Origin of the sequence: Cereibacter ovatus, from assembly GCF_900207575.1 — a bacterium.
GTDB lineage: Bacteria > Pseudomonadota > Alphaproteobacteria > Rhodobacterales > Rhodobacteraceae > Cereibacter_A > Cereibacter_A ovatus.
In genome coordinates this window covers 186,217-199,141 of sequence record NZ_OAOQ01000004.1, presented here as the reverse complement: position 1 = coordinate 199,141, position 12,925 = coordinate 186,217, and the positions used below count along the sequence as shown (strand labels likewise).

General features: G+C 67.6%; 15 protein-coding genes and 1 riboswitch. Of the genes, 7 read left to right on the top strand and 8 right to left on the bottom strand.

Annotated features, from left to right (window positions below; all coding sequences use genetic code 11):
* Position 1: 1 nt before the first annotated feature.
* From CRO07_RS07210 to CRO07_RS07190, 5 genes are read right to left on the bottom strand one after another with little or no spacing between them, the layout of a single operon-like run.
* Positions 2 to 871: a polyprenyl synthetase family protein gene (locus CRO07_RS07210; protein ID WP_097030013.1), complete on the bottom strand. Its 870-nt coding sequence runs from the start codon at positions 869 to 871 to the stop codon at positions 2 to 4.
* Positions 868 to 1,107 (bottom strand): exodeoxyribonuclease VII small subunit, encoded by a 240-nt coding sequence (locus CRO07_RS07205; RefSeq protein ID WP_097030012.1) that lies wholly within the window; start codon positions 1,105 to 1,107, stop codon positions 868 to 870. The genes CRO07_RS07210 and CRO07_RS07205 overlap by 4 nt, the downstream gene beginning before the upstream one ends.
* Positions 1,104 to 2,030 carry a histone deacetylase family protein gene (locus CRO07_RS07200; protein WP_097030011.1) on the bottom strand — a complete coding sequence of 309 codons (927 nt, stop codon included), beginning with the start codon at positions 2,028 to 2,030 and terminating at the stop codon, positions 1,104 to 1,106. The genes CRO07_RS07205 and CRO07_RS07200 overlap by 4 nt, the downstream gene beginning before the upstream one ends.
* A gap of 25 nt (positions 2,031 to 2,055) precedes the next feature.
* A complete protein-coding gene (locus tag CRO07_RS07195) occupies positions 2,056 to 2,754 on the bottom strand; it encodes a response regulator (protein ID WP_097030010.1) in 699 nt (232 codons plus the stop codon).
* Complete coding sequence (locus CRO07_RS07190; RefSeq protein ID WP_097030009.1) at positions 2,751 to 3,260, bottom strand: MarR family winged helix-turn-helix transcriptional regulator; 510 nt, start codon at positions 3,258 to 3,260, stop codon at positions 2,751 to 2,753. Before CRO07_RS07190 ends, CRO07_RS07195 begins: the two co-directional genes overlap by 4 nt.
* Before the next feature lie 153 nt (positions 3,261 to 3,413).
* Here CRO07_RS07190 and CRO07_RS07185 point away from each other — a divergent pair, with 153 nt between their 5' ends.
* The gene (locus CRO07_RS07185; RefSeq protein ID WP_097030008.1) at positions 3,414 to 4,280 is read left to right on the top strand and encodes a branched-chain amino acid aminotransferase; all 867 of its coding nucleotides are present in this window, start codon (positions 3,414 to 3,416) and stop codon (positions 4,278 to 4,280) included.
* A 47-nt stretch (positions 4,281 to 4,327) separates the two neighbouring features.
* Here CRO07_RS07185 and CRO07_RS07180 read toward each other — a convergent pair whose 3' ends face one another.
* Complete coding sequence (locus CRO07_RS07180; protein WP_097030007.1) at positions 4,328 to 4,498, bottom strand: hypothetical protein; 171 nt, start codon at positions 4,496 to 4,498, stop codon at positions 4,328 to 4,330.
* 119 nt (positions 4,499 to 4,617) lie between these two features.
* On the bottom strand, positions 4,618 to 5,457 hold the full coding sequence (locus CRO07_RS07175; protein ID WP_097030093.1) for an SDR family oxidoreductase: 840 nt from the start codon (positions 5,455 to 5,457) through the stop codon (positions 4,618 to 4,620).
* Positions 5,458 to 5,560: 103 nt separating this feature from the next.
* Between CRO07_RS07175 and CRO07_RS07170 the strand changes: the two genes are divergently transcribed.
* From CRO07_RS07170 to CRO07_RS07160, 3 genes are all read left to right on the top strand, one after another.
* Positions 5,561 to 7,039, top strand: coding sequence for an AMP nucleosidase (locus tag CRO07_RS07170; RefSeq protein ID WP_097030006.1), 1,479 nt, complete (start codon positions 5,561 to 5,563; stop codon positions 7,037 to 7,039).
* 128 nt (positions 7,040 to 7,167) lie between these two features.
* Positions 7,168 to 7,455, top strand: a complete 288-nt coding sequence (locus tag CRO07_RS07165) for an HU family DNA-binding protein (protein ID WP_097030005.1) — start codon at positions 7,168 to 7,170, stop codon at positions 7,453 to 7,455.
* Positions 7,456 to 7,524: 69 nt separating this feature from the next.
* Positions 7,525 to 8,397: a DMT family transporter gene (locus CRO07_RS07160; RefSeq protein WP_097030004.1), complete on the top strand. Its 873-nt coding sequence runs from the start codon at positions 7,525 to 7,527 to the stop codon at positions 8,395 to 8,397.
* Here CRO07_RS07160 and aroC read toward each other — a convergent pair whose 3' ends face one another.
* Positions 8,398 to 9,501: a chorismate synthase gene (gene aroC, locus CRO07_RS07155; RefSeq protein ID WP_097030003.1), complete on the bottom strand. Its 1,104-nt coding sequence runs from the start codon at positions 9,499 to 9,501 to the stop codon at positions 8,398 to 8,400.
* A gap of 126 nt (positions 9,502 to 9,627) precedes the next feature.
* A riboswitch (TPP riboswitch) is annotated at positions 9,628 to 9,728 on the top strand.
* 35 nt (positions 9,729 to 9,763) lie between these two features.
* Here aroC and thiB point away from each other — a divergent pair.
* From thiB to CRO07_RS07140, 3 genes are read left to right on the top strand one after another with little or no spacing between them, the layout of a single operon-like run.
* Entirely contained in the window at positions 9,764 to 10,747 is a 984-nt protein-coding gene (gene thiB, locus CRO07_RS07150; RefSeq protein ID WP_097030002.1) for a thiamine ABC transporter substrate binding subunit, read from the top strand.
* A complete protein-coding gene (locus CRO07_RS07145) occupies positions 10,723 to 12,240 on the top strand; it encodes a thiamine/thiamine pyrophosphate ABC transporter permease ThiP (RefSeq protein ID WP_097030001.1) in 1,518 nt (505 codons plus the stop codon). Before thiB ends, CRO07_RS07145 begins: the two co-directional genes overlap by 25 nt.
* Positions 12,227 to 12,922 carry a thiamine ABC transporter ATP-binding protein gene (locus CRO07_RS07140; protein WP_097030000.1) on the top strand — a complete coding sequence of 232 codons (696 nt, stop codon included), beginning with the start codon at positions 12,227 to 12,229 and terminating at the stop codon, positions 12,920 to 12,922. The genes CRO07_RS07145 and CRO07_RS07140 overlap by 14 nt, the downstream gene beginning before the upstream one ends.
* Positions 12,923 to 12,925 lie beyond the last annotated feature (3 nt).

The following is a 12,925-nucleotide window of genomic DNA, read 5'->3' as shown; positions in this document are numbered from 1 at the left end:
TTCAGCTTTCACGCGAGATGACGAAGCGTGCGGCCTCGATCAATGTTCCTGCATCCGTGCCGTAGGGCGCAAGCGCGGCCTCGGCCTCGTCGACAAGGGCCCGGGCGCGTGCCTTGGCGCCGTCAAGCCCGAGAAGCGAGACGAATGTGGCCTTGCCGGCCTCGGCATCCTTCTGAAGCCGCTTGCCCGCCTTTTCCGCATCGCCCTCGACATCGAGAATGTCGTCCGCGATCTGGAACGCAAGCCCCAGCGCCGTGGCGTATCGGCGCAGCGGCGCGCGGTCGGCCTGCCCCAGAATGGCGCCGGCTTCGGCAGACCAGCGGATCAGCGCCCCGGTCTTGCCCGCCTGAAGATGCGTGATCTGATCCAGAGTCAGCGGTTCGGCCGCGGTTTCGGCGGCGATGTCCAGCGCCTGACCCAGCACCATCCCCTCGGCGCCCGAAGCTTTGGCAAGGCTTGCCACCAGCTCGATCCGAACCTCGGCCGAGCCAAGCGCCGGATCGGCCACCAGCTCGAACGCCAGCGTCTGAAGCGCGTCACCGGCCAGAACGGCGGTGCATTCGTCCCATTTGCGGTGAACCGTGGGCAGGCCGCGGCGCAGGTCGTCGTCATCCATGCAGGGCATGTCGTCATGGACAAGGGAATAGGCGTGAAGCGCCTCGATTGCCGCCGCGGCGCTGATGGCGCCTTCGGGCGCGATCCCGTGCAGCCGGGCCGATTCCAGCACCAGAAAGCCGCGCAGCCGCTTGCCGCCCTGCACCGCATAGCGCATGGCCTGCACCACCGGCAGATCCCCGCGGTCCGCAAGGGCCGCATCCAGCCGCGCCTGCACAAGGGCGGCAGATTCTGTCAACGCATTGGAAAAGCTCACAATCCCTCCGCCGGAACCGTTCCTGTCGCGCGCCCTTCGGCGGCGCGGATCATTTCGACCTTGTCTTCGGCATCCTTCAGCTTCTGCGCGCAATGCGCCTTCAGCGCCGAGCCGCGTTCGTAAAGCGCAATGGATGCGTCCAGCGGCACGTCGCCTTTTTCCAATGCGGTGACAACGGCTTCCAGCGCCGCCATCGCCTCTTCGAAGGTCATGTCCGCCACCGGCTTTTCCGTCATGCGCTCCGCTCCTGAAGGACGCCCACATGTGCCGCGACACTCGCGGCGAGGGCAGGCAGATCATATCCACCTTCCAGTGTCGAGACCACCCGCCCGCCGCAATGCGCCGCAGCCAGATCGCAAAGCCGGCCCGTCAGCCAGCCGAAATCCTCGGCCTGCCAGGTCAACCCGGCCAAGGGGTCGTCGGCATGGGCGTCGAACCCGGCCGAGATCAGGATCAGTTCGGGCGCGAAAGCGTCAATCCGGGGGAACACCTGCGCCTCATAGGCGGCGCGCATGGCGGCGCCATCCGATCCGGGGTGCAGCGGGACATTCAGGATCTGGCCATGGGCGCCCCGTTCGTCGGCCGCCCCGGTGCCGGGATAAAGCGGCATCTGGTGGCTTGAGACGAACAGCGCCCGGCTTTCGTCCCACAGCAGATCCTGCGTGCCGTTGCCGTGATGCACGTCGAAATCCACCACCGCGACGCGGGACAGGCCGTGGTGATCCAGCGCCCGTTTCGCCGCGATCGCCACGCTGCCGAACAGGCAGAACCCCATCGGCTTTTCGCGCTCGGCGTGGTGGCCGGGCGGGCGGCAGCCGACAAAGGCCGACCTCGCGCCGCCCGACAGCACCAGATCGACCGCGGCACAGGTGCCGCCCGCCGCGCGCATCGCGGCCTGAAGCGTTCCAGGCGACATCCAGGTGTCGGGATCAAGCCCCACGATGCCTTCGGCGGGCTCGGCCGCCCGAAGCCGGTCCAGATAGCGTTGGGGGTGACAGCGCAGCAGGTCGGCCTTGGCGGCCAGCGGCGCCTCGTGCCGGATCAGCGGCAGCGGGGCCAGCGCCTGCGCCACCGCCTGCATCCGCGCCACGCGCTCGGGGTGGCCGTCGGGGGTGATGTGCCCGTCAGAGGCGGGGTGCGAGAACCAGGCAACTGTCATCCGTTCCTCCCTTGGCTGCGGCCCGTCAGTCCGGCGCCAGCATGTAGCCCGAGCCGCGCACCGTCTGAAGATAGCGCGGCTGCCGCGGATCGACCTCGATCTTGCGGCGCAGGCGGGTGATCTGCACATCCACCGCGCGTTCCTGACTTTGGCTGTCGTCGCGGCCCAGATCGCCCACCAGCTTTTCGCGGCTGACCGCCTCGCCGGGTTGGGCGGCGAAGATCCGCATCAGCGCGGCCTCGGTCGCGGTCAGGCGCACCGGATCGGTGCCGCGCCACAACTCGCCGCGTTCCAGATCATAGCGCACATCGCCCAGATGCAGCACCTTTGGACCCAGTTCGGGCCGGGCCGAGGGCACGCGGCGCAGGATCGCGTTGATCCGCAGCAGAAGTTCCTTCGGCTCGAACGGCTTGGCAAGATAGTCGTCGGCGCCGGCTTCCAGCCCCTCGATGCGGTGGGCGGTTTCGGCCCGCGCGGTCAGCAGCAGGATCGGCGTCGCCAGATCCTCGCGCAGGGCGCGGGTCAGCGAAATGCCGTCTTCGCCCGGCATCATCACATCCAGCACGATCAGGTCGAATTCCAGCCCCGCCAGCAGGCGGCGGGCCTGTGCCGCATCACGGGCCGAAGACACCAGAAAGCCGTTGCGCACCAGAAACTTCTGCAACAGCCCCCGGATGCGTTCGTCGTCGTCGACGATCAGCAGATGGGCCAAAGGCTCGGTCATGCGCCGCCCTCTTTCAGGGTCTGATACTGGCGGCGCAGTTCGGGGTCCATCATCGCCTCAAGCACCTGCCGGAAGCCCTGCACCGCCGCAGGCCCCGCCGCGCGATAGGCGGCGCGCATCCGGGCGCGCTGGGCATCCGACAGCATCCGTTCCAGTTCGGTCCCGCGCGGGGTCAGGTAAAGATGGCGTTCGCGCTTGTCCACGCGGCCGACGCGACTTTCCACCAGACCGTCCTCGATCAGGGTGCGCAGCACGCGGTTCAGGCTTTGCTTGGTCACGCCCAGGATCGACAGCAGGTTGTTCACGGTGGTGCCCGGACTGCGGTGGATGAAATGCACCGCGCGGTGATGGGCGCGGCCGTAATCCAGATCTTCCAGAATCCGGTCGGGGTCGGCGGTAAAGCCGCGATAGGCGAAGAACATCGCCTCGATCCCCTTGCGCAACTGTTCGTCGGTCAGGAACAGCAGCGCCTCGCCGCCGCCCGGTCCCGGTCCCCCCTCGGCCATGTCCGTCTCCTTTTCCCCGGTGGATTTTATGTCAGCCTTGTTGACTTTCCAAGACTCAACTGTTACCGACGGCCCGTCATTTGCGCAACTTTATGCCCGTATCGGACCTATCTTGCGCAATTTTCGCAAAGCCAGGTGCGCAGGAGAGTGAAAATGGCTGGATACGACGACCGCGACGGCAAGATCTGGATGGATGGCAAGCTGGTCGAATGGCGGGATGCCAAGGTGCATATCCTGACCCATGCGCTGCACTATGCCTCGTCGGTGTTCGAGGGCGAGCGGTGCTACACTGGCAAGATTTTCAAATCGGTGGAACATTCCGAGCGTCTGCGGAAATCGGCCGAGCTGCTGGACATGCCGCTACCCTACACGGTCGCAGAGATCGAGGCGGCGAAGACCGCGACACTGGAGGCCAACGGCCTGACCGATGCCTATGTCCGCGCGCTGGCATGGCGCGGCGCCGGCGAGGATATGGGCGTGGCCTCGTCGCGCAACCCGATCCGCATGGCGGTGGCGGTCTGGTCGTGGGGCAACTATTACGGCGACGCCAAGTTCAAGGGCGCGAAACTTGACATCTCGAAGTGGAAGCGGCCCTCGCCCGAGACCATTCCCAGCGCGGCGAAGGCGTCGGGGCTTTACATGATCTGCACCATGTCCAAGCACGCGGCCGAGGCCAAGGGCTGCTCGGATGCGATGATGTTCGATTATCGCGGCTATGTGGCCGAGGCGACCGGCGCCAACATCTTCTTCGTGAAGAACGGCGAGGTTCACACCCCGTTGCCGGATGCGATCCTGAACGGGATCACCCGCCAGACCGTGATCGGGATGCTGCGTGACAAGGGCATCACCGTCCACGAACGCTATATCGAGGCGGCCGAACTGGAAGGGTTTGAGCAGTGCTGGCTGACAGGCACCGCGGCCGAGGTGACGCCGGTGGGCCAGATCGGTGACTACACGTTCGAAGTGGGCGCCCTGACCCGCGAAATCGCGACCGATTACGAAAAGCTGGTCCGCGCCTGACATGGCAAGGGGCGCGCCGGCGGCGCGCCCCGATCGCTGGCCTGTGCCTATGCCTGACGGCCGCGGGCGATCCGCAGGAATTCCACCAGCCGGCGGTTGGTGGCGGGCGGCGTCTCGTCACGGTGCCACATTTCGCGGGGATTGCGGGCCAACCGCATGAAATTCTTCACCCGTCCGCCGTCGGATGGGGTGCGCTTGTCTGCAAGGTGACGGCTCATGTCTGTCCTCCTTCAGTTTTCAGACAAGGCGAATATAGGCCGAATCGCCCGATCCACCAAGGATTGCCGGCGCGACCCTTCGGCATCCCGCCGCAGGACGCGCGGCTTGCCCCGGCCCGTCAGCCTTCGGCCGCCAGCAGCGCCCGCAATCCGGCGCGATAGTCGGGATGGATCAGCCTTATGCCAAGGCGGTCCTTGATGCGGTCGTTGCGCACCCGCTTTGACTCGGCATAGAAACTGCGCGCCATCGGCGTCATCTGCGCCGCGTCATAGGGCACTTCGGGCGGGGGCGGCAGGCCGAGAAGTTCGGCGGCATAGCCCAGAACATCCTCGGGCGGGGCAGGGTCGTCGTCGCAGACATTATAGATCGCACCCGGATCGGGATGCCGCATCGAGGCTTCCAGCACCTGCGCGATATCGTCGACATGGGTGCGGCTGAACACCTGCCCCGGCTTGACGATCCGCCGCGCGGTGCCGTCGCGCACCTTTTCGAACGGGCCGCGACCGGGGCCGTAGATCCCCGCCAGCCGGAAGATGTGCAGCGGCAGACCCAGCGCCTGCCATTCGGCTTCGGCGGCAACACGGGCGCGGCCGCGCTCGGTCGAGGGGGTCAGCGGCGTGTCCTCATCGACCCAGCCGCCGCCATGGTCGCCATAAACCCCGGTGGTGGACAGATAGCCCACCCATTCCGGCCGGGCCTTTGCCATTCGCGAAGTGTGAACGGCAAGGAACGGATCGCCCCCCGGCCCCGGCGCGGCCGAGGCCAGCACATGCGTCGCCTGCGCCAGCGCCGGGCCGATATCGGCGGGCCAGATCAGCGGTTCGACCCCTTCGGCGGCCAACTCTGTGGCCTTGTCGGGGCTGCGGGTGGTTCCGATCACCCGCCAGCCCTGCGGGATCAGTCGCCGCGCCAGCGCGCGGGCGCAATAGCCATGGCCAAGGGAAAGCAGCGTTTTCATGGCGCAAGTATCGGCAGCCTTTCGGTCCGCCGCAAGGGGCAGGGCTTGATCCGCCGCGCGCCCCATGCACATCCTGACAAAAGAGCGAAAGAGAGACCGTCGCGTGACAGACCCCGCCCCGCCGTTCCTTTGCCCCGACCTGCCCGACCATGAAAGTTTCACCGACCCCGAGGCCGCCGTTCGCCGGCTGGAAGAGCTTTATGCCGGTGCGACGCGCTTTCTGGCCAGCCATTTCAGCGCCGCGGCAACCACGGGCCGGCCCACCGGGCGGGTTCGGGCCTGCTATCCGCAGATCCGGCTGACCACGACCAGCTTTACCCGTGCCGACAGCCGGCTGTCATTCGGCCATGTCTCGCAGCCGGGCAGCTACTCGACCACGGTGACAAGGCCCGATCTGTTCCGCAACTATTTGATCCAGCAGATCGGCCTTCTGATCCGCAACCACGGCGTGCCGGTGGATATCGGGGTGTCGCAGACGCCGATCCCGGTGCATTTCGCGGTGGCTGGCAACCCCGAGGTTTCGGTTCCGCAGGAAGGGGTGCTGACATTCCCGCTGCGCGACGTGTTCGACGTGCCGGACCTGTCCACCACCAACGACGATATCGTGAACGGCACGCGCCTGCGCCATCCCGACGGAACCACGCCGCTGGCGCCCTTCACCGCGCAGCGCGTGGATTATTCGCTGGCCCGACTGACGCATTATACCGCGACCGACCCGCGGCATTTCCAGAACCACGTCCTGTTCACCAACTATCAGTTCTATGTTGACGAGTTCGAGGCCATCGCCCGCGCGGCACTGGCCGATCCGGCGCAGGGCTATTCCGCCTTCGTCGGGCCGGGCGATCAGGAAATCACCGACCCTGCCGCGCCGCTTGCGCCGCTGCCGCGGCTGCCGCAGATGCCGACCTATCACCTGAAACGGCCCGACGGGCAGGGCATCACGCTGGTGAACATCGGCGTCGGGCCGTCGAACGCCAAGACCGCCACCGACCATATCGCGGTGCTGCGCCCGCATGCGTGGCTGATGGTCGGCCATTGCGCCGGTCTGCGTCAGTCGCAAAGTCTGGGCGATTTCGTGCTGGCCCATGCCTATCTGCGCGAGGATCATGTTCTGGATGACGATCTGCCGGTCTGGGTGCCGATCCCCGCGCTGGCCGAGATCCAGATCGCGCTGGAAGATGCGGTGGAAGAGGTCACCCAACTTGAAGGCTACGAGTTGAAGCGGATCATGCGGACCGGCACCGTCGCCACCATCGACAACCGCAACTGGGAACTGCGCGACCAGTCCGGCCCGGTCCATCGCCTGTCGCAAAGCCGCGCCATCGCGCTGGACATGGAAAGTGCGACCATCGCCGCGAACGGGTTTCGCTTCCGGGTGCCCTATGGCACGCTGCTCTGCGTGTCGGACAAGCCCTTGCATGGAGAGTTGAAATTGCCCGGCATGGCCAGCGATTTCTACCGCACGCAGGTTGCCCGCCACCTTCGGATCGGCATCCGTGCGATGGAAATGCTGCGAGAAACTCCGATCGAGCGCATCCACAGCCGCAAGCTGCGCAGCTTCGAGGAAACCGCCTTCCTCTAGGCGTGTTGACGCGGGCAAAACCGGCGAAAGGGCTTGATTTATGCTGCAAAACAAGGTGTAGCCCTTGAATTCGCCCCTAGAGGCAGGAACAGACCCCGTGTCCAGCGGGGCAAGACCAGGAGACTCTCATGTCGAAACCGATGACCAAGACGCAACTCGTGGCGACGCTTGCCGACGAGATGGGCGCCGACAAGAAGACCGCGGGCGCCGCGCTTGATGCCATCGCCGCCATCGTGGCCCGCGAAGTCGCGGCCGGCGGGGCGGTCGCGTTGCCGGGGCTTGGCAAGGTGGTCTGCCGTGAACGGCCCGAGCGTCAGGTCCGCAACCCCGCCACCGGCGAGCAGGTGACGAAGCCCGCCGACAAGCAGGTGAAATTCACCATCGCCAAGGCGCTGAAGGACAGCGTCAACGCCTGATTGCGGATCACGTCCGCGCCGTGCAGGGCCGCCCACGGGCGGCCCTTTTTTACCGGGGGGAGAGGGCTGATGGACCTGCGCAGCATCGCCATGGGGCTGGCCTTCGCCTTCATGTGGTCCTCGGCCTTCGCTTCGGCCCGCATCATCGTGGCCGCCGCACCGCCGGTCTCGGCGTTGTCGCTGCGGTTTCTGATCTCGGGCCTGCTGGCGCTGGCGATCGGCGCCGCGCTGGGGCAAAGCGCGCGGCTGACGCGGGCGCAGTGGCGCGGGGTGGTGATCTTCGGGATCTGCCAGAACGCGTTGTATCTGGGCGTGAATTTCATCGCCATGCGCTGGGTCAGCGCCAGTTTCGCCGCCATCGTCGCCTCGACCATGCCGCTTCTGGTGGCGCTGGCGGGCTGGCTGATCTTTCACGAACGGCTGCGGCCGCTGACTGCGCTGGGCCTTGTTGCCGGCGTGGCGGGGGTTGCGCTGATCATGGGCACGCGGCTGTCGGGCGGCGAGGATCTGGTGGGCTTTGTGCTGTGCGCCATTGGCGTGGTGGCGCTGGCGGTGGCGACGCTGACGGTGCGGGTGGCCTCGGCGGGCGGCAACCTTTTGATGATCGTGGGGCTTCAGATGCTGGTGGGGGCGGCGGTGCTGGCGCCCCTTGCGCTGGCCTTCGAGACCCCGGCCGCCATCGACTGGAGCGCAAGCCTGATCCTTGCCTTTGCCTATACCACGCTGGTGCCGGGCTTGCTCGCGACCTGGATCTGGTTCCTGCTGGTCTCTCGGATCGGGGCGGTCCGGGCTGCGGCGTTCCACTTCCTGAACCCGTTCTTCGGGGTCGCGGTGGCGGCGGCGCTGCTGGGCGAGCGGATGGGGATCTGGGATCTGGTCGGCGTGGTGGTGATCGCGGCGGGCATCCTTGCGGTGCAGGTCTCGAAGATGCCCGCGCGCTGATCAGCCGATCCGGCCGCGCTGACCGCCGGTCTGGCCGCGGTCCAGAAGCAGGTGATCCAGCAGCACGCAGGCCATCATCGCCTCGCCCACCGGCACGGCGCGGATGCCGACGCAAGGATCGTGGCGGCCCTTGGTGATGACCTCGACCTCTTGCCCTTCGGTCGTGATCGAGCGGCGCGGAGTCAGGATCGACGATGTGGGCTTTACCGCAAACCGCACCACCACATCCTGCCCGGTCGAGATTCCGCCCAGAATCCCGCCCGCGTGGTTCGACAGGAACTCGGGGCGTCCATTCTCGTCCATGCGGATCTCGTCCGCATTTTCGCTGCCGGTCAGGCAGGCTGCGGCCATGCCCTCGCCGATTTCCACACCCTTCACGGCGTTGATTGTCATCATTGCCGCCGCCAGATCGCTGTCCAGCTTGCCATAGATCGGCGCCCCCAGCCCCGCCGGCACGCCCGAGGCCCGAACCTCGACGATCGCACCGACCGAGTCATGCGCCTTGCGCAGCCCGTCCAGATATTCTGCCCACAGCGCCGCCGCCTGCGGGTCGGGACACCAGAAGGGGTTGCGCTCGATCTCGGCGTCATCGAACCGGCCGCGGTCGATGGCATGGGGGCCGACCTGCACCATATAGCCGCTGATCCGCAGCCCCGGCACCAGATCCGCCAGCACTGCCCGCGCGACCCCGCCCGCCGCCACCCGCGCCGCGGTTTCCCGCGCCGAGGACCGCCCGCCGCCGCGGTAATCCCGCAGCCCGTATTTCCAGTGGTAGGTGATGTCGGCATGACCGGGGCGAAAGCTTTTCGCGATGTCGCCGTAGTCCTTCGACCGCTGGTCGGTGTTTTCGATCATCAACTGGATCGGCGTCCCGGTCGAGACGCCATCGAACACCCCCGACAGGATCTTCACCGCGTCGGGTTCCTGCCGCTGGGTGGTGAAGCGGCTTTGCCCGGGTTTGCGGCGGTCCAGCCAGTGCTGGATGGCCGCGGGCTCGATCGTCACGCCGGGCGGGCAGCCGTCCACCGTGGCACCCAACGCGGGGCCGTGGCTTTCGCCCCAGGTGGTGACGCGGAAGATGTGGCCGAAGGTGTTGAAGCTCATGGCGATGTCCGGTGCTGGGCTGTCCCGATCGGCCGAGGCATAGGGCAGAAGCGCGCGTCGGGGAACCGGAAATTGCGCCCGCCCCGCCGGCTTTCTGTTGCGCGGGCGCCCGGGGCCGCTATGTTCGGCGCTACCTCGGGGTGCCCGAAAGGGCTGAGACGCGGCGACGCGAACCCGTTGAACCTGACCCGGTTAGAACCGGCGGAGGAAAGGTGCCGAAAACGCCCATCCCCGATCCGCCCGTTGTGAGAGAGAGGATGCGATGAAAGTTCCGATGCTTGCTGTGGGTTTCATGCTGACGGCCTCGGCCGTGGCGGCGGAACCCCCCGTGTTGACCGTGCTGACCTATGACAGTTTTGCGTCCGAATGGGGCCCCGGCCCTGCCGTCGAAAAGGCGTTCGAGTCGGTCTGCGGCTGCGACCTGCGCCTGATCGGCGCGGGCGATGGCGCGGCGCTGCTGGCGCGGATGAAGCTGGAAGGCGCCCGGTCTGATGCCGATGTGGTGCTGGGCCTTGATACCAACCTGACCGCGGCGGCGGCCGCGACGGGTCTCTTTGCCCCGCATGGCGTGACGGCCGATCTGGACTTGCCGGTGGCATGGTCCGACCCGCTGTTTCTGCCGTTCGACTGGGGCTGGTTCGCCTTCGTCCATCGCACCGACATGACCGAAGTGCCTGGATCCCTTGCGGGTCTTGCGGCTTCCGACAAGAAGATCGTGATCCAGGACCCGCGGTCCTCGACCCCGGGGCTGGGTCTGCTGATGTGGGTCAAGGCTGCCCATGGCGACCGCGCCCCCGCCATCTGGGAAGCCCTGGCCGACAATATCGTGACCGTGACCCCCGGCTGGTCCGAGGCCTATGGCCTGTTTCTGGAAGGCGAGGCCGACATGGTGCTCAGCTATACCACCTCGCCGGCCTATCACCTGATCGCCGAGGGTGACGCGGGCAAGGCCGCCGCCCCCTTCGCCGAGGGCCACTATCTTCAGATCGAGGTGGCGGGCAAACTGGCCGCCTCCGATCAGCCGGATCTGGCCGACCGCTTCCTTGCCTTCCTGCTTGGGGATGAGGTGCAGGCGGTCATCCCGACCACGAACTGGATGTATCCGGCAAAGCTGCCGCAGGCCGGTCTGCCCGAAGGCTTCAAGACGCTGATCCAGCCCGAAACCTCGCTTTTGCTTCCCGCCGATCAGGCTGAATCCCTGCGGCAGGGGGCGATTGACGAATGGCAGGCCGCGCTCTCGCGCTGACGGTCGCGGCGGCGCTTGGCCTGCTGACACTGGGGCCGCTGGTCATGGTGTTGGCACGGGCGGGCGGCGCGGCGGGCCTTGGCCCGGCTGACTGGGCGGCGGTGCGCTTCACCCTGCTTCAGGCGGCGCTGTCGGCCGGGGTTTCGGTCGCGTTGGCGATTCCGGTGGCGCGGGCGCTGGCGCGGCGGCGCTTTGTCGGACGGGGCGCGCTGATCGCGCTGCTGGGGGCGCCGTTCCTGTTGCCGGTGATCGTGGCGGTGCTGGGCCTTTTGGCGGTGTTCGGCCGCGCGGGGCTTGTCAATCGCGGGATCGAGGCGCTGGGCCTGCCGCCGGTTCCGATCTACGGGCTGCATGGGGTGGTGCTGGCGCATGTGTTCTTCAACATGCCGCTGGCGGTTCGGCTGATCCTGCAAGGCTGGTTCGCCATCCCGGCCGAGCGGTTCCGCCTTGCCGCAACCCTTGGCTTTGGCCCGTCCGAGGTTGCGCGCCATCTGGAACGGCCGATGCTGCGCGAGGTGGTGCCCGGCGCGCTGGCGGTCGTTTTCGTGATCTGCCTGTCCAGTTTCGCCGTGGCCCTGACGCTTGGCGGTGGCCCGCGCGCCACAACGGTCGAACTTGCGATCTATCAGGCGTTGCGGTTCCAGTTCGACCTTGGGCGCGCGGCGATGCTGGCGGCGGTTCAGGTGGGGCTGTGCGCGGCGGCGGTTCTGGCGGCGGGCGCCTTCGCGCTGCCGTCGGGCTTCGGGGCCGGCCTTGACCGGGCGCCGGTGCCGCTTGCGCCGCGCGGCTGGCGGCGGCTGGCCGACGGGCTGGCGATCGCGGCCGCGGCGGCGTTCCTGATCCTGCCGCTTGGCATGGTGGCGGCGCGCGGCCTTCCGGGGCTTTTCAACCTTCCAGCCGAGGTCTGGCCCGCGCTTGGCCGCTCTTTTGCGGTGGCGCTGCCCTCGGCGGTGCTGTCGGTCGGCGGGGCGATGACGCTGGCGCTGGCCTCGCCGCGGTTTGGTCTGGTGGCGACGCTGCCGCTGGCGGTGTCGTCGCTGGTGCTGGGCACGGGGCTGTTTCTGGTGGCGCATCCGTTCGTGAACCCCGAAAGGCTGGCGCTGGCGGTGACGATGCTGGTCAATGCCACGCTGTCGCTGCCCTTCGCCTATCGCATCCTTGCCCCCGAGGCCCGGGCGCTTCAGGCCGATTTCGGGCGTCTGGCCGAGACGCTGGACCTGCGCGGCCTGGCCCGTCTGCGCTGGCTGATCCTGCCCCGTCTGCGCCGCCCGCTGGGCTTTTCTCTGGGGGTCTCGGCGGCGCTGGCGATGGGGGATCTGGGCGTGATCGCGCTGTTTGCCGACGAGGGTGGGGCGACTTTGCCGCTGTTGGTGCAGCGTCTGATGGGCGCCTACCGGATGGAGCAGGCCGCCGGCGCGGCACTTGTGCTGGTGCTTGCCAGCTTTTCGCTGTTCTGGCTGTTCGACCGCGGAGGCCGCCATGCTTCATCTTGACCGGCTGCTGATCCGGCAGGACGATTTTCAGCTGTTCGCCGACTGGACGGTCGACGAGGGCGAGCGTATCGCCGTCATCGGGCCATCGGGCGGGGGCAAGTCCACGCTGCTGATGACGCTGGCGGGCTTCATCGCCCCGACGCAAGGCCGAGTGCTGTGGCGTGGCGAGGATCTTGCCCCGCTGGGTCCGGGGCGCCGGCCGATGAGCATCCTGTTTCAGGATCAGAACCTGTTTCCGCACCTGACGCTGCGCCAGAACCTTGGCCTTGGGCTGTCGCCACGTCTTCGGCTGGCCCGCAACGACGAGGCGAAGATCGCGACCGCCCTTGACCGGGTGGGGCTTGCGGGGCTGGCCGAGGCCCGGCCCGGCCGGCTTTCGGGTGGGCAGCAGGGCAGGGCGGCACTGGCGCGCGTGCTGTTGCAGGCGCGGCCGATCCTGCTGCTTGACGAACCGTTCGCGGCGCTGGGCCCGGCGCTGAAGGCCGAGATGCTTGCGCTTGTCGCATCGATTGCGACCGAGTGCCGGGCAACGGTCCTGCTGGTTACCCACGATCCGGGGGATGCAAAGGCCTTTGCCGCGCGGACCGTGCTGGTCGCTGATGGCGAGGCGCTCGCCCCTCGGCCCACGGCGGATCTCTTCGCCGATCCGCCCGCTGCGCTGCGCGCCTATCTGGGCGGTTGAGTG

What these genes read in the sequence shown, in the direction of transcription:
- CRO07_RS07205 (WP_097030012.1), bottom strand. Translation starts at nt 1,107, where the DNA reads ATGACGGAAAAGCCGGTGGCGGACATGACCTTCGAAGAGGCGATGGCG.
- CRO07_RS07200 (WP_097030011.1), bottom strand. Translation starts at nt 2,030, where the DNA reads ATGACAGTTGCCTGGTTCTCGCACCCCGCCTCTGACGGGCACATCACC.
- CRO07_RS07195 (WP_097030010.1), bottom strand. Translation starts at nt 2,754, where the DNA reads ATGACCGAGCCTTTGGCCCATCTGCTGATCGTCGACGACGACGAACGC.
- CRO07_RS07190 (WP_097030009.1), bottom strand. Translation starts at nt 3,260, where the DNA reads ATGGCCGAGGGGGGACCGGGACCGGGCGGCGGCGAGGCGCTGCTGTTC.
- CRO07_RS07185 (WP_097030008.1), top strand. Translation starts at nt 3,414, where the DNA reads ATGGCTGGATACGACGACCGCGACGGCAAGATCTGGATGGATGGCAAG.
- CRO07_RS07180 (WP_097030007.1), bottom strand. Translation starts at nt 4,498, where the DNA reads ATGAGCCGTCACCTTGCAGACAAGCGCACCCCATCCGACGGCGGACGG.
- CRO07_RS07175 (WP_097030093.1), bottom strand. Translation starts at nt 5,457, where the DNA reads ATGAAAACGCTGCTTTCCCTTGGCCATGGCTATTGCGCCCGCGCGCTG.
- CRO07_RS07165 (WP_097030005.1), top strand. Translation starts at nt 7,168, where the DNA reads ATGTCGAAACCGATGACCAAGACGCAACTCGTGGCGACGCTTGCCGAC.
- CRO07_RS07160 (WP_097030004.1), top strand. Translation starts at nt 7,525, where the DNA reads ATGGACCTGCGCAGCATCGCCATGGGGCTGGCCTTCGCCTTCATGTGG.
- aroC (WP_097030003.1), bottom strand. Translation starts at nt 9,501, where the DNA reads ATGAGCTTCAACACCTTCGGCCACATCTTCCGCGTCACCACCTGGGGC.
- thiB (WP_097030002.1), top strand. Translation starts at nt 9,764, where the DNA reads ATGAAAGTTCCGATGCTTGCTGTGGGTTTCATGCTGACGGCCTCGGCC.
- CRO07_RS07145 (WP_097030001.1), top strand. Translation starts at nt 10,723, where the DNA reads ATGGCAGGCCGCGCTCTCGCGCTGACGGTCGCGGCGGCGCTTGGCCTG.
- CRO07_RS07140 (WP_097030000.1), top strand. Translation starts at nt 12,227, where the DNA reads ATGCTTCATCTTGACCGGCTGCTGATCCGGCAGGACGATTTTCAGCTG.